Origin of the sequence: Herbaspirillum seropedicae (assembly GCF_001040945.1) — a bacterium.
Classification (GTDB): Bacteria; Pseudomonadota; Gammaproteobacteria; order Burkholderiales; family Burkholderiaceae_D; genus Herbaspirillum; species Herbaspirillum seropedicae.
Window position 1 is genome coordinate 1,681,392 of the sequence record NZ_CP011930.1, and the last position, 19,105, is coordinate 1,700,496.

The 19,105-nt window shown below is 62.0% G+C and carries 18 protein-coding genes and 1 tRNA gene; 5 read left to right on the forward strand and 14 right to left on the reverse strand.

Annotated elements, in window-relative coordinates:
• Positions 1-57: 57 nt before the first annotated feature.
• Positions 58-1,356, reverse strand: coding sequence for an MFS transporter (gene tcuC, locus ACP92_RS07295; protein WP_013233477.1), 1,299 nt, complete (start codon positions 1,354-1,356; stop codon positions 58-60).
• 38 nt (positions 1,357-1,394) lie between these two features.
• The gene (locus ACP92_RS07300) at positions 1,395-2,183 is read right to left on the reverse strand and encodes a substrate-binding domain-containing protein (RefSeq protein WP_013233478.1); all 789 of its coding nucleotides are present in this window, start codon (positions 2,181-2,183) and stop codon (positions 1,395-1,397) included.
• A gap of 102 nt (positions 2,184-2,285) precedes the next feature.
• On the opposite strand from ACP92_RS07300, the gene ACP92_RS07305 reads away from it, so the two are divergent.
• Entirely contained in the window at positions 2,286-3,194 is a 909-nt protein-coding gene (locus tag ACP92_RS07305) for a LysR family transcriptional regulator (RefSeq protein WP_013233479.1), read from the forward strand.
• Between the two features lie 309 nt (positions 3,195-3,503).
• On the opposite strand, the gene ACP92_RS24525 is transcribed toward ACP92_RS07305, so the two are convergent.
• From ACP92_RS24525 to ACP92_RS07360, 10 genes are all read right to left on the reverse strand, one after another.
• Positions 3,504-3,872, reverse strand: coding sequence for a hypothetical protein (locus tag ACP92_RS24525; RefSeq protein ID WP_013233480.1), 369 nt, complete (start codon positions 3,870-3,872; stop codon positions 3,504-3,506).
• Positions 3,869-4,417 carry a hypothetical protein gene (locus ACP92_RS07315; protein ID WP_041310412.1) on the reverse strand — a complete coding sequence of 183 codons (549 nt, stop codon included), beginning with the start codon at positions 4,415-4,417 and terminating at the stop codon, positions 3,869-3,871. Before ACP92_RS07315 ends, ACP92_RS24525 begins: the two co-directional genes overlap by 4 nt.
• 4 nt (positions 4,418-4,421) lie before the next feature.
• Complete coding sequence (locus ACP92_RS24045) at positions 4,422-4,922, reverse strand: PAAR domain-containing protein (protein ID WP_013233482.1); 501 nt, start codon at positions 4,920-4,922, stop codon at positions 4,422-4,424.
• A gap of 659 nt (positions 4,923-5,581) precedes the next feature.
• A complete protein-coding gene (locus ACP92_RS07325) occupies positions 5,582-6,346 on the reverse strand; it encodes a hypothetical protein (RefSeq protein WP_013233483.1) in 765 nt (254 codons plus the stop codon).
• Between the two features lie 119 nt (positions 6,347-6,465).
• Complete coding sequence (locus ACP92_RS07330) at positions 6,466-7,470, reverse strand: DUF2515 family protein (protein WP_013233484.1); 1,005 nt, start codon at positions 7,468-7,470, stop codon at positions 6,466-6,468.
• Positions 7,449-7,937: a hypothetical protein gene (locus ACP92_RS24530; protein WP_156181750.1), complete on the reverse strand. Its 489-nt coding sequence runs from the start codon at positions 7,935-7,937 to the stop codon at positions 7,449-7,451. The genes ACP92_RS07330 and ACP92_RS24530 overlap by 22 nt, the downstream gene beginning before the upstream one ends.
• Before the next feature lie 50 nt (positions 7,938-7,987).
• Positions 7,988-8,072, reverse strand: a tRNA-Leu gene (locus ACP92_RS07340).
• A 78-nt stretch (positions 8,073-8,150) separates the two neighbouring features.
• Positions 8,151-8,579, reverse strand: a complete 429-nt coding sequence (locus tag ACP92_RS07345) for a surface-adhesin E family protein (protein ID WP_420809672.1) — start codon at positions 8,577-8,579, stop codon at positions 8,151-8,153.
• Between the two features lie 324 nt (positions 8,580-8,903).
• Positions 8,904-9,983: a tartrate dehydrogenase gene (locus tag ACP92_RS07355; protein ID WP_013233487.1), complete on the reverse strand. Its 1,080-nt coding sequence runs from the start codon at positions 9,981-9,983 to the stop codon at positions 8,904-8,906.
• A gap of 234 nt (positions 9,984-10,217) precedes the next feature.
• Complete coding sequence (locus tag ACP92_RS07360) at positions 10,218-11,156, reverse strand: D-hexose-6-phosphate mutarotase (RefSeq protein ID WP_013233488.1); 939 nt, start codon at positions 11,154-11,156, stop codon at positions 10,218-10,220.
• A 171-nt stretch (positions 11,157-11,327) separates the two neighbouring features.
• Here ACP92_RS07360 and ACP92_RS07365 point away from each other — a divergent pair, with 171 nt between their 5' ends.
• On the forward strand, positions 11,328-12,242 hold the full coding sequence (locus ACP92_RS07365) for a LysR family transcriptional regulator (protein WP_013233489.1): 915 nt from the start codon (positions 11,328-11,330) through the stop codon (positions 12,240-12,242).
• A 386-nt stretch (positions 12,243-12,628) separates the two neighbouring features.
• On the opposite strand, the gene ACP92_RS07370 is transcribed toward ACP92_RS07365, so the two are convergent.
• On the reverse strand, positions 12,629-13,477 hold the full coding sequence (locus ACP92_RS07370) for a LysR substrate-binding domain-containing protein (RefSeq protein WP_013233490.1): 849 nt from the start codon (positions 13,475-13,477) through the stop codon (positions 12,629-12,631).
• Between the two features lie 119 nt (positions 13,478-13,596).
• On the reverse strand, positions 13,597-14,664 hold the full coding sequence (locus ACP92_RS07375; protein ID WP_013233491.1) for a substrate-binding domain-containing protein: 1,068 nt from the start codon (positions 14,662-14,664) through the stop codon (positions 13,597-13,599).
• A gap of 224 nt (positions 14,665-14,888) precedes the next feature.
• Between ACP92_RS07375 and ACP92_RS07380 the strand changes: the two genes are divergently transcribed.
• From ACP92_RS07380 to ACP92_RS07390, 3 genes are all read left to right on the forward strand, one after another.
• Complete coding sequence (locus ACP92_RS07380; RefSeq protein WP_048348515.1) at positions 14,889-16,535, forward strand: OFA family MFS transporter; 1,647 nt, start codon at positions 14,889-14,891, stop codon at positions 16,533-16,535.
• Between the two features lie 517 nt (positions 16,536-17,052).
• Positions 17,053-17,529, forward strand: coding sequence for a formate dehydrogenase subunit gamma (locus tag ACP92_RS07385; RefSeq protein WP_013233493.1), 477 nt, complete (start codon positions 17,053-17,055; stop codon positions 17,527-17,529).
• Positions 17,529-19,091, forward strand: a complete 1,563-nt coding sequence (locus ACP92_RS07390; RefSeq protein ID WP_013233494.1) for a formate dehydrogenase beta subunit — start codon at positions 17,529-17,531, stop codon at positions 19,089-19,091. The genes ACP92_RS07385 and ACP92_RS07390 overlap by 1 nt, the downstream gene beginning before the upstream one ends.
• Positions 19,092-19,105: the final 14 nt, after the last annotated feature.

Here is a 19,105-nt window from a genome sequence, read left to right on the forward strand (position 1 = left end):
GCGACAATGGAGGAGGGGAGTGCTCCGGCTGCCGCAGGTGCAGCCGGAAAGACGGCGTCAGGCGGTCGGACTGACCGTGGCGGCTGCGCTCTTGCCGCGATACAGCACCAGCGTGGCAAGCAGGCCGCAGACGGCGGCAAAGCTCATCCAGTAGCCCGGTGCAGCCTTGTCGCCGGAGGTTTCGATCAGCCAGGTCGAGACCAGCGGCGTGAAGCCGCCGAAGATGGCGGTGGCCAGGCTGTAGGCCAGCGAGAAACCGACCGTGCGCACATGCGCCGGCATCACCTCGGTGAGCGCCACCACTGCCGCGCCGTTATAGCTGGCATAGAGGAAGGACAGCCACAGTTCGGTGATCAACAGATTCTTGAAGCTGATGTCGGAGACCAGCCAGGACATCACCGGATAGGCCGTCAGCAAGGTCAAGAGCGTAAAGGCCACCAGTACCGGACGACGTCCCACGCGGTCGGACAGCGCGCCCATGATGGGCAGCCAGCAGAAGTTGGACAGGCCTACGCAGAAGGTCACGATGAGGCTGTCCGAGGCCGACAGCTTGAGCACGTTCTTGCCGAAGGTCGGCGTGTAGACCGTGATCAGGTAGAACGACACGGTGGTCATCACCACCATCATCATCCCGGCCACCACGATCTTCCAGTTCTGGGCGATGGAGGACATGATCTCGCCGAAGCTGGGATGACGCTTGCGCGCCAGGAATTCGTCGGTTTCCTGCAGCGAGCGGCGGATGATGAAGATGGCCGGCACGATCATGCAGCCGATGAAGAAGGGAATGCGCCAGCCCCAGTCGCTGATCTGCACCGGCGACAAGGATTGGCTGACCAGATAGCCGATCAGGGCCGAGGCCATGATGGCCGCCTGCTGGCTGGCCGATTGCCAGCTCACGTAAAAGCCCTTGTTGCCGGGCGTGGCCATCTCGGCCAGATAGACTGACACGCCACCCAGCTCCACCCCTGCCGAGAACCCCTGCAGCAATCGTCCGGTCAGCACCAGGATCGGCGCGGCCACGCCGATGGTGGCATAGCCAGGCACGAAGGCGATGAGCAGCGTGCCGATGGCCATGATGGCCAGCGTCACGATCAGGCCCTGGCGACGCCCCACGCGGTCGATGTAGCTGCCCAGGATGATGGCGCCCAGCGGACGCATCAGGAAGCCCGCACCAAAGGTGCCGAAGGTCAGGATCAGCGAAACGAACTCGTTGTCCGACGGGAAGAAGGTCTTGGAGATGTAGCTGGCGTAGAAGCCGTACAGGAAGAAGTCGAACATCTCCAGGAAATTGCCGCTGGTGACCCGCAGGACTGTGGACAGCTTGGAGTGTTTGGCGTTTGTAGTGGTTGTGGTCATATCAGTCTCTCTCGTTCTCTCTTTGCCTGGAGCCGTGCTCAGCGCGGCGCGGGATCCAGTCCGGAAGCCTTGATCGCCGCCTGTGCCTCAGGCGAGGCCAGGAAGTGCACCAGTTCCTTGGCTGCTTCGGCTTCGTGGGCGCCCACCACCACTCCGGCCGAGAACGGCGTCAGTTGCTGGGCTTCTTCGGGAATCGGGCCGATGATGTCGATGCCCTTGACCGGCTTGAGCTCGGAGATCTGCTGCAGGCCGATCTCGGCGTCACCGCGCGCCACCACCTGACCCACCGGCTCGGCCGGGATCATGCGGCCCTTGTAGGCCATCTGCTGGTCGATGCCCAGGCGCTTGAACAGCTTGGTGGAGAGGAATACGCCGCTGGCGCTATCCGAATAGACCACCGAGTGGGCCGTGAGCAGCGTGCGCTTGAAGGCGTCGAGGTTGGAGATATCCGGGCGCGGCGCCCCGGCCTTGACGGCCAGGCCGATGCGCGAGAGCGCCAGCAGCTTGTGCTCGGTCTTGGAGACCTTGCCCGCGGCCACCAGCTTGTCCAGCGAATCGCCGACCATGATCACCACGTCGATGTGCTCCCCGCGTTGCAGGCGATTGGGAATGGCCTGCGGCGTTTCGCCCATGGAGGGACCCCAGCCGGAGATGAGCTTGTGGCCGGTCTTCTTTTCGAATTCCGGCGCCAGCGTCTTGTAGGCAGCGGCAAAGCCGCCCGAGCTGACCACGTGGATGTCGGTCGCTGCGGCCAGCGCGCTGGTGGCGCCGATGAGCAGGGCGAGAACGCTGCGCTGCAGGGGCTTGGAGGACAGAAGGCTTTTCATGCGGATCTCCTGAAGTAGGTATCGTTTTTCGGTTTAAAACACGGCAGTTTGCGGAGTATCCTTTGAAAAGTTAAATGCATTTAATCTAAGGATTGATAAATAATGCGCATCAATATCGAGACCGCCGAATTGCAGGCCTTCATCGCCGTCGCCCGCCAGTCAAGCTTTCGCGCCGCGGCCGAGGGTTTGTTCATCACCCAGCCGGCGCTGAGCCGCCGCATCGAGAACCTGGAGCAAGCCTTGCAGGAGCGCCTGTTCGACCGCACCACCCGGCGCGTCTCGCTCACCCCCGCTGGCGAGCTCTTCCTGGTCCATGCCCAGGCCGTGATGGAAGAGCTGGAACTGGCCGTCAAGAGTGTCGAGCAGCGCATGGCGCAGCGGCGCGAGCACGTCACTGTGGCTTGCGTTCCTTCGGTGGCCAATAATCTGTTGCCGCAGGTCTTGAAGCGTTATGCGCGCAGCCACGCCAACGTGCGCGTGCGCATCATCGACGAGAGTGCGGCCGATGTGCTGGAGAGCGTACGCAAGGGCGAGGCCGACTTTGGCGTCAATTTCATCGGTGCGCAGGAAGCCGAGATCGACTTTGCCGAACTCACGCGCGAGCGCTATCTGGCGGTCATGCCGACGCACCATCCGCTGGCCGCGCACGCCAGCCTGAACTGGAAGTCACTGGCGGGTGAGAAGCTGGTCTCGGTCTCGTCCAGCAGCGGCAACCGCAGCTTGATCGACAACGCCTTCTCGCGCGTGCCGCAGCGCCCGGTGATCCAGTACGAGACCAATCACGTGGCCGGCGCCATCAGCCTGGTCGCCGCTGGGCTGGGGGTGGCCCTGCTGCCGGAACTGGCCATTCGCAATGCGCCCTACAAGGGCATCGTGGCGCGCCCTGTGACCAGTCCCGTGTTGAGCCGCGCCATGGGCTTGATCACCTTGAAGGGCAGGGTGTTGAAGCCGGCTGCCGCGACCCTGGCGCAAGCCCTGCGCGATGCCATTTCGACAAGGTCGGGCAAGTAGATTTTTGCGCGGTCGCTGCTTATTTTTTGTGCGGTTTATTGGGAGGGCAGGCGGGACCGGCGCTGGCGTTGCGAGGAAATCGCTTATCCACAGGTTTATGCACACAAATCGGGGATAAGTTTCCTGTGGGGACGGGGCTTTGGGAGCCGTTGCGCAAATTATTTGCAAAACTGCGGGCCATAAAAAAGGCCCTCGCATGCGAGAGCCATTTTCAGATGTGTTCGTTGCAGCCCGGGCAATGTGGATTGGTGTTGCCGGTTCTCGCCTTGCCTTCAAAAAAGCCGTTCTGGCCGGGGTTTTTGAATCCTCTCAGAAATGTCTTTTTCCGGAGAGGGGGTGATTATATAGCCTGGATAAAAAAAATGATACGGTCGACGGCAGAAAATTATTTAGCGGAGAAGCCGCCGGATGTTCCTGGGTGAACGGGTAGCCTGCTTCGTACAGGATCCATCCTTTGCCCTGCGCGCAGGCGGCTTCACGATACATGAAGGCCTTGACGATCTGTTCCCTGCCCAAGGCGCAGGTTTCGCCTTTACGCACGACGAAGGCAACTTCGTCGGCCTCATCGGCTGCCCTGAATACCGGCACATCCTGCGTTGCATGCCACTTGCCCTCAGGCTTGCTACAGCCATGCAGGAGTAGCGTAGCGGTCAGTAAAAGGAGCCGAGGGCTTTTCATCGCCGGGGATAGTCGTTGGTCTTGACTGCGCGCTTGGAACGTTGGATCACGATGAGCAATTCTTTTGGCGAGACGCCGACATTGGATGCTGGCGCGAACAGAAACCGTGGATCGTGAGCCAGTATGCCAATGCTTTCGAGCACATCGGCCACGTTGGTGGAGCAGCTATTTGACACCAGATTATATGGTGCGTCTGCCCGGATTCTACGTTCAAGTTCTTGCTGTATCTTCTCTTTTTCAATCTGTGCGACGCGAAGTACTACGCCGAGAGAGTCTCGATAGGAATTGTCCGCAAGATATTTGGTCCGTGCGCGCTTGTCGTAGCCCTTGTGCGCCATCCCGTAAACAGTGCCGCCAACATCGATAGCGACATGACCCCATTGTGATCCGCTGCTGATCAGGCGACCGTCGCTGACGATAACTTCGATGGTCGTCGAGTCAGTATTGATGGGCTTTGGAAGGTTGTCTGCATGAGGCGTTGTCTTTACCTTGCCGACCAGCCGAAGGGTTTCGCCGTCGGGGCTTTTGATGGTCTGATCGGCCATTGTTTTACCCTGCCACAAAAAAACTGACTTGCTCTGCTTGCTGGCCGGTCAGGTGGAAATGCGTCCTGCCCGCGTCGTCGGTTGTTCCATACTCGATCTCACCATCTTGCGTCTGGCACGCGTAGTAGGTGTGGGGCATCGGCTGTCCATTGGAGTCGAGCAGCACATAGCGATCATCAAACCCTGCGCCGTCCATGAACGCCTGGGCGGCCGTTAGTTCTTTCGGGGCGGCGCGCTCGGCCAGTAGTACGGCGCCACAGCTGGTGATGTCGCCCTCGAGCGCGCTGCGAACCCCGAAGACGCTCATTCCAGATGCCTGCGAAATGGTGTGTCGATGGGGTGCGCATTTTGGGCAAAAAACGATATCGCCCAAGCGCGCCTGGGCGATTCCCCCGTTCCAGGTACTTTGCCGGAAACCGGTCATTACGATGCCTCCATGACTGGTCTTGTCGCCCAGCCAACTCATTCCTTTGCCGTTGAAAGTGGGTCGCGCCGCTCCGTTCATGCTGTTCTCCTTCTGGGCATAGTGAGCGCTCCTTTCCCGCGTCAAGGGCAAAGCCAATCTGTGACGCATAGGATTGAATCGGATTGGAAGGGCGCTCTGGATTGGTCTTGTCGCGGCTACTGGGCCGGACTTGGTGGCGGCAAGTATTCCTCAATTGCTTTTGTGGTGGCGCATGAAGGGCGGCTTACTCAGCATTTTTCAAAAACATTTGAACGTGCAGGTCTATGCGATGGCCGGGCGCCGGCTTTGTTTGCGGTCCGTCACTTCTGTCCTTGGTTTGAGCTTTTTGGCAGGGTGAGCCGGTAGTGAAGTGGGTAAGCCAACGAAAGTCGGCAGTGGTCAGATGCCAGGCTCATCAGCCCATCGAATCCAGAGATCGATGGTGAAGTCATTCAAGGCGACTTCGCTTGCCATGAGTTTTTTGTGAGAACCGCAAGGGCGGCCATACCCGGCAAGATCAAGTGTCCCAAGCGGAGTTGTGCAGTACTTGTCCGCACAGTGCTGTAGATTCTTGATCTACCAAAGAAAAACGCACCCATGTGGGTGCGCGTTCCGTTTCAACGGGTAGCCTGCTCGGGTAGCCTGCTTCGTGCATGATCCCTCCTTTGCCCTGCAGACAGGAGATGTTCACGGCAGGCAATCCAGTCAGCGTGAAGAGATCAGGGCAGCTTTGGGTCCTGGTAGCTCTCGTCGATCGCCACCCCTTGTTGTCTGAGAACTTGCTCGGCGCGCTCCCTGTCCTGTTTGAGCAGCTTCAGTTCTTCCGGCAAGGCGGCTTGCCAGTCGGCTCTCCTGGCCGGGCCGACGATCCGGCGGGCCTCCTCGTTGGCGCCGTTCAGGGAGAGTTTGACGAAATACGCTCCCTTCTTGTTGACATCCTTGCGCTGGGGGTCCCGGGTCAAGGTCAACATGAGATAGGCGTTCTCCAGCTGGAAGCGCCACATGGTGTCGTCGGGCATGCTCATCCACTCTTGCAGCGAGAGCGGGTAGTCCGGATCCAGGGCATAGGTGCGGGAGCTCAATGCATAGCGCAGGGCAGTGCTGCCCTTGAGGCGCGGATGGCCGCGTCCCACATAACGTTGCCAGCCCGCCTTGCGGATTTCCTGTAGCAGCGCCAGGAAGCGCTGACGCGCCAGGTCATGCGGTATTTCCTCTTCGGTCGCCAGACCCGCATACACGTGCCACTCGACAATATCTTCACTGGCAAAGTTGGGATCATCGCTTCCCGAAATACCGAGCACGTCCTTGATCACGGCGACGTGATTTCCCGTCTTGACCTGGACGGTCCCCAGTGCATTGCGCGGCCAGTCCAGCGAATAGAAATTGACGTTGGGCGGCCGGTTGAGCAATTTGATCTGGTGCGGGTAGCGCGCAAGCAATGCCTTGCCGGACTGGTTGGGCGTGATTTCGATGGTTTCGGGCATCTTCTGGACGTTCTCGTTGTGGTCGGGTGAGCAAGCGCTGACAAGTGTGACGAGCAGGGCTGCAGACAAGGTCGCGCCAAGGCGCATCAGGCGTTTTCGTATCATCGCAGTGGTGGCATTCAGAGCGGTGCGCCAAACATGTAGGTCGGTTGATAGTTCTGCATTTGGTCCATGTTGACCCAACCCGCCATCGCATTCAACTGGCTTTCCATGTACGCTCCTTGCCTTTGCATCAGGTCATGGAAGATATCGGCGACGCTGGTAATCCATTGCATACGACTCTGGAAATCTTCCAGAACGGTCTCCTTGGGCGCCTCTGATTTCAATTTCTGGTCGTCGATGTCGCAGGCGCTGGTGAAGGCCATCTGGAGTTTTGGGGAGAGCGAGCGGATGCCGCGCAAGCGCTGCACCCATACCCAACGTGCAAAACAGGCGTCATCGTAGATCAGGGGTTGCAATATCACGCCTTGCTCATGATTGGCGATGGCGATGAGATGTTGGTACTTCAGTCGTTCCTGGTCTTCGCCCGGCCTGCTGGATTCGATCTGCTTGACCAGGTCGAATGCCTCGACGATGTGGTCGTGCCTGTGCATGTTGGCGATCTTGGGCAGCGCTTCATCCATCCAGGGATAGTTGGCTACCTGGTCCTTGACCGGCTTGATGTAGGCAGAGGCGTCCCGGCACGAGACGCACTGATCGAAACTGTTGCGAAAGCGTGTGTAATACCAGTGCCATCCGCTGATGTCATAGAACAGCCACAGATTGCCTTTTGCCAAGCCCTTGAATACCGGATCGATGATCGGCACCCGCAGATCGTCCAGTGAACAGGCCACCGTCTTGCTGGCGAAGGCGCCCAGCGCCATCCAGTAGAAGCGCCCCTTCTTGGTCGGCTCGCCATAGTCTTCCTTCTCCAGATAGAAGCGAGCATACGTGGCGGAGATGCGCCGGGCGCGGTCACTGAAGACCGGGATGATGGAGCCTTCGTTGCGTCCATGCAGGGTGCACAGGCGCTTGGTGCTCATCTGCTGGATCATCGACCACATCAGGTTGCAGTCGCACTTCAGTTCCTTGCAGGATTTTTCCGTCGTATTGGTCTGCGACTCTACTTTGTCCGGAGCGCCCATTGAGTGTGTCCTGTTGATTTATCTGTTTCGCGATCAGCTCTGGCCGCAACGACCTTGAGCCGCTCCATGGCAAATTCCGCGTCCTCATGGTGGTCAGGCGCGCGATGCCAGAGGCCAGCGCCGAACAGGGGCGCGAGGACAGCGGAGGGGGCCTCCGAAGTGGCCAGGTTCAATGGCAGCAGACCTTGGCCCGAAGAGTTCGGGGAAGCGGGAATCATGTGCTTGGCCTCATTGTCGTTGTCATTATCCCCATCGGCGGGCGATGGATTGTTTGTGACCTGTTTGCGCAAAGACAAATGTTGCGATGACGGTGCGCCTTGCTGGCATAAGCGACTTAGAGACAGGCAGTCGGGGAAAAAGTTCTCGCCGGCTGCGAGGGTGTTCGACACACGGAGGATGGGGGGGTGATGCTGAAAGAAGTTAGCCAATCCTGCAGACAATAAAAAACCCGCTGTGTCGGCAGACATGCGGGTTTAAGAACATCATCGGACTTCGTTCAATACTAACTAATACTGTGTGGTGCCGGGAGCCGGAATCGAACCGGCACGCCTTGCGGCGCGGGATTTTGAGTCCCGTGCGTCTACCTATTCCGCCATCCCGGCGACGCAAGCCGGCAATTATGTATGATTTCGCTCCGAGGAGCAAGCCCTCAACACGGTCAGCCATGCCGGGCGCGGAAATTATTTACCGCACACCGCCTCGATGGCCCGCTCACCGGTGGAACCAGGGATGGGATCCTGCAATTTCACGTCCGAATACGCCAGCTGCGGCGCCAGCAGCAACTGCCCACGCCCATCGGCCTGCGCATACATCTTGCGGCTGCCAAAGCCCAACTGGCGGTTGCCGCAATCGAAGTAGGCCGTCGAGATCTCGGACAGGTAATACGTCTTGCTGCCCTGGCCCATCAACAGTTGCGGCCGGTGCCAGTTCAGCAGGATCTGTGCCTGGCGCACGCTGCGCGTAGTGACGATGCTGCTCTTGTCGATGAAGAAGCTGCCAATGCTGTTCTCACCCAGCGGCAACCATTCGGCATGGGCCGTCAGGCCAGTCGTGGCCAGCACCGCGCCCAGCAGCAGCGCTGCGCGCCGCGCAGAAAAAAAGGAAAACACACTATCCATATCGGGGCCGGCGTCGCGTCAGCTCATCATCATGGCCAGCATGGCGACATCGTCTTCCAGCATCAGGATCAGCACGATGCTCCAGAAGAGCAGTTGCGCCAGCACCCAGTGCTTTGCCGTGTCCAGCCTTGCCACCATGTCCAACCTGCCGATCGCGAGAAATTGAGTTGCAGTAATCCTAACATGTCTACGCAAATTGACATGCTGCAATCTCAGGGAAATCGCCGGATGCCGCCGCAAGCAGGCAAAGGCAAGGGCAGGGGTAGGGGCAGGGCTGCTGACCGGACCCGCGCCGCCAGGTCCGGTCAGCGCCGCTCAGATCGCTGCTGCAATCGCCTGGCCGACCTCGGCGGTGTTGCTCTTGCCGCCCAGGTCGGGCGTGGTGGGGCCATTGACCAGCACGGTCTCGATGGCGGCCAGCATGGCGTCGTGGGCCTGGCGGTACTTGCCCTGGCCGTCGCCGAGGAAGTCCAGCATCATCGCGCCCGACCAGATCATGGCCACCGGGTTGGCGATGTTCTTGCCGAAGATGTCCGGGGCCGAGCCGTGCACGGGCTCGAACAGCGAGGGCAGTTCGCGGGTCGGGTTGATGTTGGCCGAGGGCGCAATGCCGATGGTGCCGGCGCAGGCCGGGCCGAGATCGGAGAGGATGTCGCCGAACAGGTTGGAGGCTACCACCACGTCGAAGCGATCCGGGTTCAGCACGAAGTGCGCGGTGAGGATGTCGATGTGGTACTTGTCGCGGCGCACGTCGGGATACTTCGCGCCCATGGCTTCGACGCGCTCATCCCAGTAGGGCATGGTGATGGCGATGCCGTTGGACTTGGTGGCCGAGGTGAGGTGCTTCTTGGGGCGGCTTTGCGCCAGGTCGAAGGCGAACTTGAGGATGCGGTCGGTGCCTTTGCGGCTGAACACCGATTCCTGGATCACGGTCTCGCGCTCGGTGCCTTCGTACATGCGACCGCCGATGGAGGAATATTCGCCTTCGGTGTTCTCGCGCACGACGTAGAAGTCGATGTCGCCAGGCTTGCGGTTGGCCAGCGGGCAGGGCACGCCGGGCATCAGGCGCACCGGGCGCAGGTTGACGTAGAGGTCGAAGTCGCGCCGGAACTTGAGCAACGAACCCCACAGCGAGACGTGGTCCGGCACCGTGGCCGGCCAGCCGACCGCGCCGAAGTAGATCGCTTCGAATCCCTTCAACTGCTCGAACCAGTCGTCGGGCATCATCTTGCCGTGCTCGGCGTAGTAGTTGCAGTGGGCCCAGTCGAAGTGGGTGAATTCGATGTCGATGCCGAATTTCTTGCTGGCGGCCTGGACTGCGCGCAGGCCTTCGGGCATGACTTCCTGGCCGATGCCGTCGCCGGCGATGACGGCGATCCTGTGGGTCTTGCTCATCTCTTGTGCTCCTCTGCTCTGACTGGACGATGGAAGGCGGGCGCATCACGGACTCATCAAGAGTTCACGGCGAGCGCGTCATGGGCTTCATCATAGAGCGCTTCCCTGTTGCGATCATCCACGAACTGGTGATTCCATAAAACACGAATCGTGAATGATGCCGAAAACGCCAGGCGACAAAAAAGGCGCTGCCAGCACGGTCAGCGCCTCATCGACGGCCCAGGGGAGGGCGGATCAGCCGCCCGCTTTCTCGCTCCAGAGCGTCACGCCCAGGGTGTGCTCGGCGCCGGGCTCCAGTTCCACCAGGTCTTCCATCACGTTGGCCGTTTCCACGCACAGCATGCGTTGCCAGGCGTCATCGGCGAACTGTGACAGCCGGCGCGCCTTGCTCACCCAGGGGTTCCAGACCACCGCCGAGGTCGAGCCGCTGGCCTCGATCTGGATGCGGCGGTTCCAGCCATCGTCGCGGATGGACAGGCGCGGCGGCAGGTCCAGGTAGATGCGGTCGGTTTCGCTGCTGACCACCAGGGCGCGCTTCTGCTCGCGCTCGGCCCAGCCTTCCAGGGTCTCGATATAGCGGTGGCCTTCCAGGCCTTCGATGGTGACGTCGTGGATGCTGCTGACGGCGAAATAGCTATGCAGCGCCTGCGTGAGGGCGAGATGCTGCTCGCTGCCATTGCGGGTGGTGAGCTTGAGGTGCAGGCGGTCGTCCAGCAGGATCTCCAGGCGCAGCTCGATGCCCGGCGGCAGGTGGCGCAGCGCCGGCGATTCGCTGGTGGGCGGGATGGCCAGCACCAGGCGCACGCTGTCGCCCTCGATGGCGTTCTCCATCAGCAGCCAGGGAATGCCGCGCACCAGACCGTGCGCGGGCAGGCGGCCGCCCGAGTGCAGCGATTGTACCTGCGGCGGGTTGCGCATCAGGTCGCCGAACCAGGGCCAGCAGACGGGAATCCCGCCGCGCACCGAGTTGCCGGCCTCGAAGGCGGCTTCTTCGCTCATCCAGATCAGCGGTTCCTGTCCATGCTCCTGGTAGCGCAGCACCTGCGCGCCCTGTTCGGCAATGAGCAGTTCTGCCCGCGCAGTCTGCACGCGCAGGCACTGCAGCTGGTTGACTTCGATGCGCTGGATGTGGGGAAGATCGGGCGGGACTTCCTGTTCGTCGATGAGGCTCATGCCGATGTCTCCAAGAGAATTCGTTGCGATGGTGCAAGACTGCCACATTTCGGCCAGTTGCGGGAGATCTGGCCGGCTTTGCAGACGATGCGCCGTGTCTCGCCAGGCCGGAGGAGGGGATCATGGACGGGGCTATAATCCACGGATCGTGGATCTCAATGGCTACATATCGTGAACAATACTCCCTTGCTGGAAGACCTGCGCCTGTTCTGCGTGGTGGCGCGCCACAGCAGTTTTGCGGGTTCGGCGCGCGAGGTGGGCGCATCACCCGCCTACATCAGCAAGCGCATCGCCCTGTTGGAGCAGGCCCTGGGGGTGCGGCTGTTCCATCGCACCACGCGCAGCGTGGTCATGACCGAAGAGGGCGGCAATGTCCATGAATGGGCGCGCAGGATCCTGGATGACGTCGAGCAGATGATGGAGACAGTGAGCAGCGCCAAGCGCGTGCCGCGTGGGTTGCTCAAGATCAGCACCAGCTTCGGGCTGGGACGCAAGGTGGTCTCGCCCTTGCTGTCGCGCTTTGCCAGCGAACATCCGGAGCTGAAGATACAGCTGGAGCTGGTGGACCGGCAGATCGACCTGGTCAATGAGGGGATCGATCTGGATATCCGCGTGGGGGCGGGGCATGAGCCGCATCTGTTCTCCAAGCGCATCCTGCCCAGCCAGCGGGTACTGTGCGCCAGCCCGGCCTATCTCAAGAAACATGGCCTGCCTGCAGACCTGGCTGCGCTGCGCCAGCATCAGTGCCTGGTGATCCGCGAGCGCAACCAGTCCTTTGGCATCTGGCGCATGATGGGGCCCAAGGGAGTGGAGACGGTCAAGGTCTCGGGCATGCTGGCCTCCAATCACGGCGAGATCATCCATCAATGGGCCGTCGATGGTCATGGCATCATCCTGCGCTCGGCCTGGGATGTGGCCGACAGCCTCAAGCGCGGCCGGCTGGTGCGGGTGTTGCCTCAGTATTATCAGGAGGCTGACTTGTGTGCGGTCTATCCCCTGCAGTTGAAGAATTCGGCCAAGGTGCGGGAATGCGTGCGCTTCTTGCAGAAGCATCTGGATGTGGCGGTGTTGCCGGCCATGGCTTGATAGGGAGGACAGGGAGAGTCGGAGGTTGGCAGTGTGCGCATCCCCCTCCCGTTCGGACTGAGTAGCCGCGTGAGCGGCGTATCGAAGACGCGAGGTCCGTAGCGCCTTCGATACGCGCCTGCGGCGCTACTCAGTCCGAACGGTAGGTGGGAGCAATGGCTTCGTGCTCGACACTCTGCGCTCAATGCTTTGAGCTAGGGGGAGGGCGCGGGTGAGTGTGCATCCTCTCCCGTTCGGACTGAGTAGCCGCGTGAGCGGCGTATCGAAGACGCGAGGTCCGTAGCGCCTTCGATACGCGCCTGCGGCGCTACTCAGTCCGAACGGTAGGTGGGAGCAATGGCTTCGTGCTCGACACTCTGCGCTGCAGAATGCTCAACGCTCAATGTTCAGCGCCCATCCAGATGCTGCCGCACGATGCGCTCCAGCGCTTGCGCCACCTGTGATACAGCGGCGTGCTCGGCGTGGCGGCGATGGTGCAGCAGCCGCAGCGGCGGTGCATCCAGCGGCAGGGGCGGGCGCAGGCAGCTCAGCGCCACCGGGTGGGCCGCGCTGGCCGCAGGCACGCAGTGCATGGGCATGAGGGCGATCAGGTCGGAGCCGTGCAGCAGGGCCGGGGCCATCAGGAAATTGGGGATCACCATGCCGATGCGCGCCCGGTGGCCCTGGGTGGCGAGCTGCTCATCGAGCATGCGATTCAAGGTGTCGTGACAAGAAATGCGCAGCTGTGGATGGGCCAGCCATTTGGCCAGGGTCAGTCCTTGCGCGGCCGGATGGTCGCGCCGCATGACGGCCACGCAGCGCTCTTGCAGGACGTCGCGCACGCGCAGCGATGCATTGGGCGTGATGGCTCCCAGCACCAGTTCGGTGTGGCCGCTTTCCAGGCTGGCGGCGGCATGGGCGTCGCCCTGCCAGGGCTGGAACTCCAGCGTCAGCGCGCCAGCGCTGTCGGCCAGCTCGCGGTACAGCGGCTGCGCCACCACCTGCGCCGGATAATCCGGCATGAGGATGCGCACCCGCTGCGGCTGGGCGCTTGCGCCGGCACTGGCCGATGCGGCGTGGCGTTCGGCCAGCGCCTGGCGCAGCGGTTCGCGCAGCAACTGGCGGCAGCGTTCCAGCGCACTGGCTGCGGCTGGCAAGGACATGCCCACCCGCGCGGCGGCGCGCGCCAGGTGGGTTTCGTCGAGGACGGCGTCGAGCAATTGCAGCAGGCGGGTGTCGAGGGCAGCGAGGTTCATGAAGCGATCAGGCAGAAAAGAAACGACCCGCAGCCGGGCGGTTGCGGGTCAGGGGCGGCAGTGTAGCCGCTTCGCCGCGCGCCTTCAAGAGCGGCGCGGGCGGCTGCCAGGCGTGGGGATCAGCCGAAGGCTTCCTTGATGGTCTGGATCTTGCCCATCTCGGTGGCGTCGTAGCCGGCCAGGTTGTTGACCACCTTGCGGAAGCTGTCCGATTGCAGGATGTCGATGACTGCGCGGATCAGCGGATCGTGTAGCGAAGCCGCCGGCAGGGCGAAGAAATAGCGCTCGCGCACCAGCGGAATGAAGCCCAGTCCGAAGCGATGGGCGGCGGTCTGCACCCCGAAGCCGACGTCGGCCATGCCGCTGGCGATGAAGGCAGCCACCGCCGAATGGGTGAACTCGGTGTTCTCGAAGCCGTTGATCTTCTTGTGCGGAATGCCCGCGCCGGCCAGCATCAGCTCCAGCAGCATGCGCGTGCCCGAGCCCGCTTCGCGATTGACGAAGCGCAGGTCGGTGCGGATCAGGTCAGTGAGGTTGCGCACGCCTTTGGGATTGTCCGGTTCCACGAACAGGCCCTGGTTGCGGATGGCCAGGTGGATCAGGCAGTCGCTGCGCTTGTTGAGCCATTTGGCGTAGGTGGAGATGGCCGGCTTCTCGAATTCTCCCAGCGGCACATGAAAGCCGGCCAGGTCGCACTCCTGGCGCGACAGCGCGGCCACGGCGTCGGTGCTGTGGCGATAGCGCACTTCCACCGGCAGGCGTGCTTCATTGATCTTGCCCAATAGGGCCGCCACCGCAAAACCATGGCTGGCGTTCAGGCGCACTTTCTCGGCCTTGCCCTCGACGGTCTTGCCCAGTTCGACTTCCAGCTCCGAGGCCAGGCTGTCCAGCGTCGGGGACAGGCGCGCCGTCACCAGGCGATCCGCCCACAGCAGCTTGCTGGCGAAATCGGTGAGTGTGGTGCCACGGCCACGTCCGCTCTCGATCAGGGCATTGCCGAACAGCCGTTCGGCCTCGCGCAACAGGCCCCAGGCATGGCGGTAGGAGTAGCGCGTCAACTGCGCCGCGCGGGCGATGGAACCGCTTTGCTGGATGGCGGTGAGCAACATCAGCAGGTTGGCGGTGTCCAGCGGCGCCTCGTTGTCGTAGGCGATTTCCCAGTGGGGTTTGATGTGGACTTTGTACATTTAAGAAAAATAAAGCATATTGAAACGCCCGTTTATCGGTGATAATTTCGCGTCACTCCGCATAAATGATAGAAAATATATGCGGCGTTGTACATATATAAATACAAGAGAAGGACATCGTCGCAAAGATGGAACGGTTTCACGACCCGTTCCTACCGGCTTTGCCGCGACCTCCTTCCTTCGTTTTACCTACACACATCACTCATAAAATATCCGGAGGAATAATGGCTTTCGATTTCCTGAACAAGGAACACACAGTCGCCAAGCCTGGCTTCAATCGCTGGCTGGTCCCGCCAGCAGCACTCGCAATCCACCTTTGCATCGGTATGGCCTACGGTTTTTCCGTGTTCTGGCTGCCGCTGTCCAAGGCCCTGGGCGTGACCGCGCCCATCGCCTGCGGCGCCGATGTCGGTTTCTTCGCCCAGGTCTTCTCGTCCTCCTGTGACTGGAAGATTTCCATGCTGGGCTGGATGTACACGATGTTCTTCGTCCTCCTGGGCATCTCCGCGGCCCTCTGGGGTGGCTGGCTGGAACACGCCGGTCCCCGCAAGGCCGGTGTGGTGGCCGCCATCTGCTGGTGCGGCGGCCTCTTGATCTCGGCCCTGGGCGTGAAGACGCACCAGATCTGGCTGATGTGGCTGGGCTCGGGCGTGATCGGCGGCGTGGGCCTGGGCCTGGGCTATATCTCGCCCGTGTCGACCCTGATCAAGTGGTTCCCTGACCGTCGCGGCATGGCCACCGGCATGGCCATCATGGGCTTCGGCGGCGGCGCGCTGGTCGGCACCCCGCTGGCTGATGCGCTGATGAAGAAGTTCGCCACCCCCACTTCGGTGGGCGTGTGGGAAACCTTCGTGGTCATGGCCGTCATCTACTTCGTCTTCATGATGGCCGGCGCCTTCGGCTACCGCGTGCCGCCGACCGGCTGGAAGCCGGCTGGCTGGACCCCGCCGGTGGCCAAGTCCTCGGCGACCATGATCACCCAGAACCACGTGCACGTCTCCAAGGTCTGGGGCATTCCCCAGTTCTGGCTGGTGTGGCTGGTGCTCTGCCTGAACGTGTCGGCCGGTATCGGCGTCATCGGCATCGCCTCGCCGATGCTGCAGGAAGTGTTCGGCGGCAAGCTCTTGGGCGTAAACATCGGCTTCAATGACCTCTCGGTCGAGCAGAAGACCGCCATCGCAGCGCTGGCTGCCGGCTTCACGGGCCTGATCTCGCTGTTCAACATCGGTGGCCGTTTCGCCTGGGCGTCGTGCTCGGACTTCTTCGGTCGCAAGATGACCTACGCCATCTTCTTCGTGCTGGGCTTCGTGCTGTACGTGAGCCTGCCGTGGTCGGCCAAGGCCGGCAACATCCCGCTGTTCGTGGGTGCGGTCTGCATCATCCTGTCGATGTATGGCGGCGGCTTCGCTACCGTGCCGGCTTACCTGGCCGACCTGTTCGGCACCCAGATGGTGGGCGCCATCCACGGCCGCCTGCTGACCGCGTGGGCCACTGCCGGCATCCTCGGTCCGGTGGTGGTGAACTACATGCGTGAGTACCAGCTGGCCCAGGGCATGCCCAAGAACGAGGTCTACAACACCACCATGTACATCCTGGCCGGCATGCTCATCCTGGGCCTGATCTGCAACCTGCTGATCCGCCCGGTCGCAGCCAAGCACTTCATGACGCCGGAAGAACTGGCCCATGAAAAGAAACTGGCCCACGAAAAGTCGGCGGCCGATGCCGCAGTCACTGCCGGTTCGGGCGACATGTCCCAGATCGGCAGCGGCGGCAACCCCGTCTTCATCGGTCTGGCCTGGGCGGCTGTCGGTATTCCGCTGATCTGGGGGATCACCCTGGTGCTGCAGAAGTCGGCGGTGCTGTTCCGTTGATGGCTTGCTGACCCAGTCACGTAATTAAGTTACGTAATTAGTTGCGTAATTAATTAGTTACGTAGTTTGCTGATCTAGCAGTTTAGTCATTTCGTTTCACCCGCAGGCCGGCTCCACCCGGCCTGCACGCAGGACCGCAGCGGCGAAAGCCGCTGACACAAGCTGCCATGGCCACGTGAACCAGGGCAGCTTGTGTCAGCGACTATCAAAAAAAACAGGAGCATGGCCCGCCCACCCGGTAAGGGCAGGCCAGCATCCGCAGTGTTCAGACCAACCCCTAAAGGCAGGGAGAACATGCAAGAACGGAGACTAGCTGGTTCGTCAGGCACGACGGTGCGCGCCCTTCACCGGGGCAGCGCCACGCCGCCGCATTGTTCTTCCCATCCCTTGATCTGCTTTCCGCAGGCTGCGCCGCCGTAGGCGCGGTTCCATCCCTTTCATTCGTCAATTGCGCGGTCCGCAGAAGATCCTCCGGGAGAGGGACAAGGTCCGCATCAAGGCAACACAGGAGGCATCAATGAAGAGGCAACAGGTTTTCGACGTGGCGGCGGTGCGCGGCATCATCGCCGAGCGCAAGGAGATGGCCGGCGCCATGCTCCCCATCCTGCATGGCATCCAGGAAAAAGTCGGCTATATCCCCGCCGATGCGGTGCCGATGATCGCGGGGGAGTTGAATGTCTCGCGCGCCGAGGTGCATGGGGTGATCTCCTTCTATCACTTCTTCCGCCAGGAGCCGGCGGGCCGGCATGTGGTGCAGGTCTGCCGCGCCGAAGCCTGCCAGGCGCGTGGCGGCGAAGCCCTGGCCGAGCATGCGCAGAACGTGCTGGGCTGCGGCTTCCACGACACCAGCGCCGATGGCCAGTTCACGCTGGAGCCGGTGTATTGCCTGGGCCAGTGCGCCATCGGTCCCAACCTCACCCTCGATGACGAGCTGCACGCCCGCGTCGATGCCGACAAGTTCAAGCGCTTGATCCAGGCCAAGCGGGAGGCATGATGAGCGCTAACGATACCGTGACCGTCTACGTTCCGCGCGACTCCACCGCACTGGCGCTGGGCGCCAATGAAGTGGCCGCCGCCATCACCGCCGAGGCGCACAAACGCGGCCAGTCCATCAAGCTGGTGCGCAATGGTTCGCGCGGCATGTTCTGGCTGGAACCGCTGGTGGAAGTGGCCACGGCGGCGGGCCGCGTGGCCTATGGGCCGGTGGCGCCGGAAGATGTCGCCGGGCTGTTCGATGCGGGCCTGCTGCAAGGCGGCCAGCATGCGCTGCACCTGGGGCTGACCGAAGAGATTGCTTTCCTGAAGAACCAGGAGCGCCTCACCTTCGCCCGCGTGGGCATCATCGATCCCCTCTCGCTGGAAGACTACCTGGCCCACGAAGGCTACGTGGGCCTGAAGAATGCGCTGGCCAAGACGCCCGAGGCCATCGTCCAGGAGATGATAGCTTCCGGCTTGCGTGGCCGGGGTGGTGCGGCCTTCCCGACCGGCATCAAATGGCAGACCGTGCTGCGCGCGCAATCGGCGCAGAAGTACGTGGTCTGCAATGCCGACGAAGGGGACTCCGGCACCTTCTCGGATCGCATGATCATGGAAGACGATCCCTTCACCCTCATCGAAGGCATGACCATTGCCGGTGTCGCCGTGGGCGCGACCGAAGGCTACATCTACGTGCGCTCCGAATATCCGCATTCGATTGCCACCCTGGAGCAAGCCATCGCCATTGCCCATGCACAGGGTTACCTGGGCGATGACATCCTGGGTTCCGGCAAGTCCTTCCGCCTGGAAGTGCGCAAGGGCGCCGGGGCCTACATCTGCGGCGAAGAAACGGCCATGCTGGAAAGCCTGGAAGGCAAGCGCGGCGTGGTGCGCGCCAAGCCGCCGCTGCCGGCCATCGAAGGCCTGTTCGGCAAGCCCACCGTGATCAACAACCTGATCTCGCTGGCCTCGGTCCCGGTGATCCTGGCGCGCGGTGCAGACTTCTACAAGAACTTCGGCGTGGGTCGCTCGCATGGCACGCTGCCGTTCCAGCTGGCCGGCAACATCCGGCAGGGGGGGCTGGTGGAGAAGGCTTTTGGCCTCACGCTGCGCCAGTTGCTGGAAGACTTCGGCGGCGGCAGCGCCAGCGGTCGCCCAATTCGCGCGGTGCAGATGGGTGGCCCGCTGGGCGCCTATCTGCCGCAGTCGCAGTTCGATACGCCGCTGGACTATGAGGCCTTTGCCGCCATCGGCGCCATGATCGGCCACGGTGGCCTGGTGGCCTTCGATGACAGTGTGGACATGGCCCGGCAGGCGCGCTACGCCATGCAGTTCTGCGCCGTGGAATCCTGCGGCAAGTGCACCCCTTGCCGCATCGGCTCCACACGCGGCGTGGAAGTGATCGACAAGATCATCGCCAATGACGACCGTGCGCAACAGATCCATCTGTTGAAGAGCCTGTGCGACACCATGGTCAATGGCTCGCTGTGCGCCATGGGCGGCATGACGCCGTTCCCGGTGCTGTCGGCCCTGAACCATTTCCCGGAAGACTTCGGCGCGCCCAGCGAACAGGCGGCCTGATCCCGTCAGCGAAG

Excerpts from the sequence above, each read along its gene's own strand:
- tcuC (WP_013233477.1), bottom strand. The coding sequence starts at position 1,356 with ATGACCACAACCACTACAAACGCCAAACACTCCAAGCTGTCCACAGTC.
- ACP92_RS07385 (WP_013233493.1), top strand. The coding sequence starts at position 17,053 with ATGAAGAGGCAACAGGTTTTCGACGTGGCGGCGGTGCGCGGCATCATC.
- ACP92_RS24045 (WP_013233482.1), bottom strand. The coding sequence starts at position 4,922 with ATGAACGGAGCGGCGCGACCCACTTTCAACGGCAAAGGAATGAGTTGG.
- ACP92_RS07315 (WP_041310412.1), bottom strand. The coding sequence starts at position 4,417 with ATGGCCGATCAGACCATCAAAAGCCCCGACGGCGAAACCCTTCGGCTG.
- ACP92_RS07390 (WP_013233494.1), top strand. The coding sequence starts at position 17,529 with ATGAGCGCTAACGATACCGTGACCGTCTACGTTCCGCGCGACTCCACC.
- ACP92_RS07380 (WP_048348515.1), top strand. The coding sequence starts at position 14,889 with ATGGCTTTCGATTTCCTGAACAAGGAACACACAGTCGCCAAGCCTGGC.
- ACP92_RS07355 (WP_013233487.1), bottom strand. The coding sequence starts at position 9,983 with ATGAGCAAGACCCACAGGATCGCCGTCATCGCCGGCGACGGCATCGGC.
- ACP92_RS07375 (WP_013233491.1), bottom strand. The coding sequence starts at position 14,664 with ATGTACAAAGTCCACATCAAACCCCACTGGGAAATCGCCTACGACAAC.
- ACP92_RS07300 (WP_013233478.1), bottom strand. The coding sequence starts at position 2,183 with ATGAAAAGCCTTCTGTCCTCCAAGCCCCTGCAGCGCAGCGTTCTCGCC.
- ACP92_RS07360 (WP_013233488.1), bottom strand. The coding sequence starts at position 11,156 with ATGAGCCTCATCGACGAACAGGAAGTCCCGCCCGATCTTCCCCACATC.
- ACP92_RS07325 (WP_013233483.1), bottom strand. The coding sequence starts at position 6,346 with ATGCCCGAAACCATCGAAATCACGCCCAACCAGTCCGGCAAGGCATTG.
- ACP92_RS24525 (WP_013233480.1), bottom strand. The coding sequence starts at position 3,872 with ATGAAAAGCCCTCGGCTCCTTTTACTGACCGCTACGCTACTCCTGCAT.
- ACP92_RS07330 (WP_013233484.1), bottom strand. The coding sequence starts at position 7,470 with ATGGGCGCTCCGGACAAAGTAGAGTCGCAGACCAATACGACGGAAAAA.
- ACP92_RS07305 (WP_013233479.1), top strand. The coding sequence starts at position 2,286 with ATGCGCATCAATATCGAGACCGCCGAATTGCAGGCCTTCATCGCCGTC.
- ACP92_RS24530 (WP_156181750.1), bottom strand. The coding sequence starts at position 7,937 with ATGTCTGCCGACACAGCGGGTTTTTTATTGTCTGCAGGATTGGCTAAC.
- ACP92_RS07370 (WP_013233490.1), bottom strand. The coding sequence starts at position 13,477 with ATGAACCTCGCTGCCCTCGACACCCGCCTGCTGCAATTGCTCGACGCC.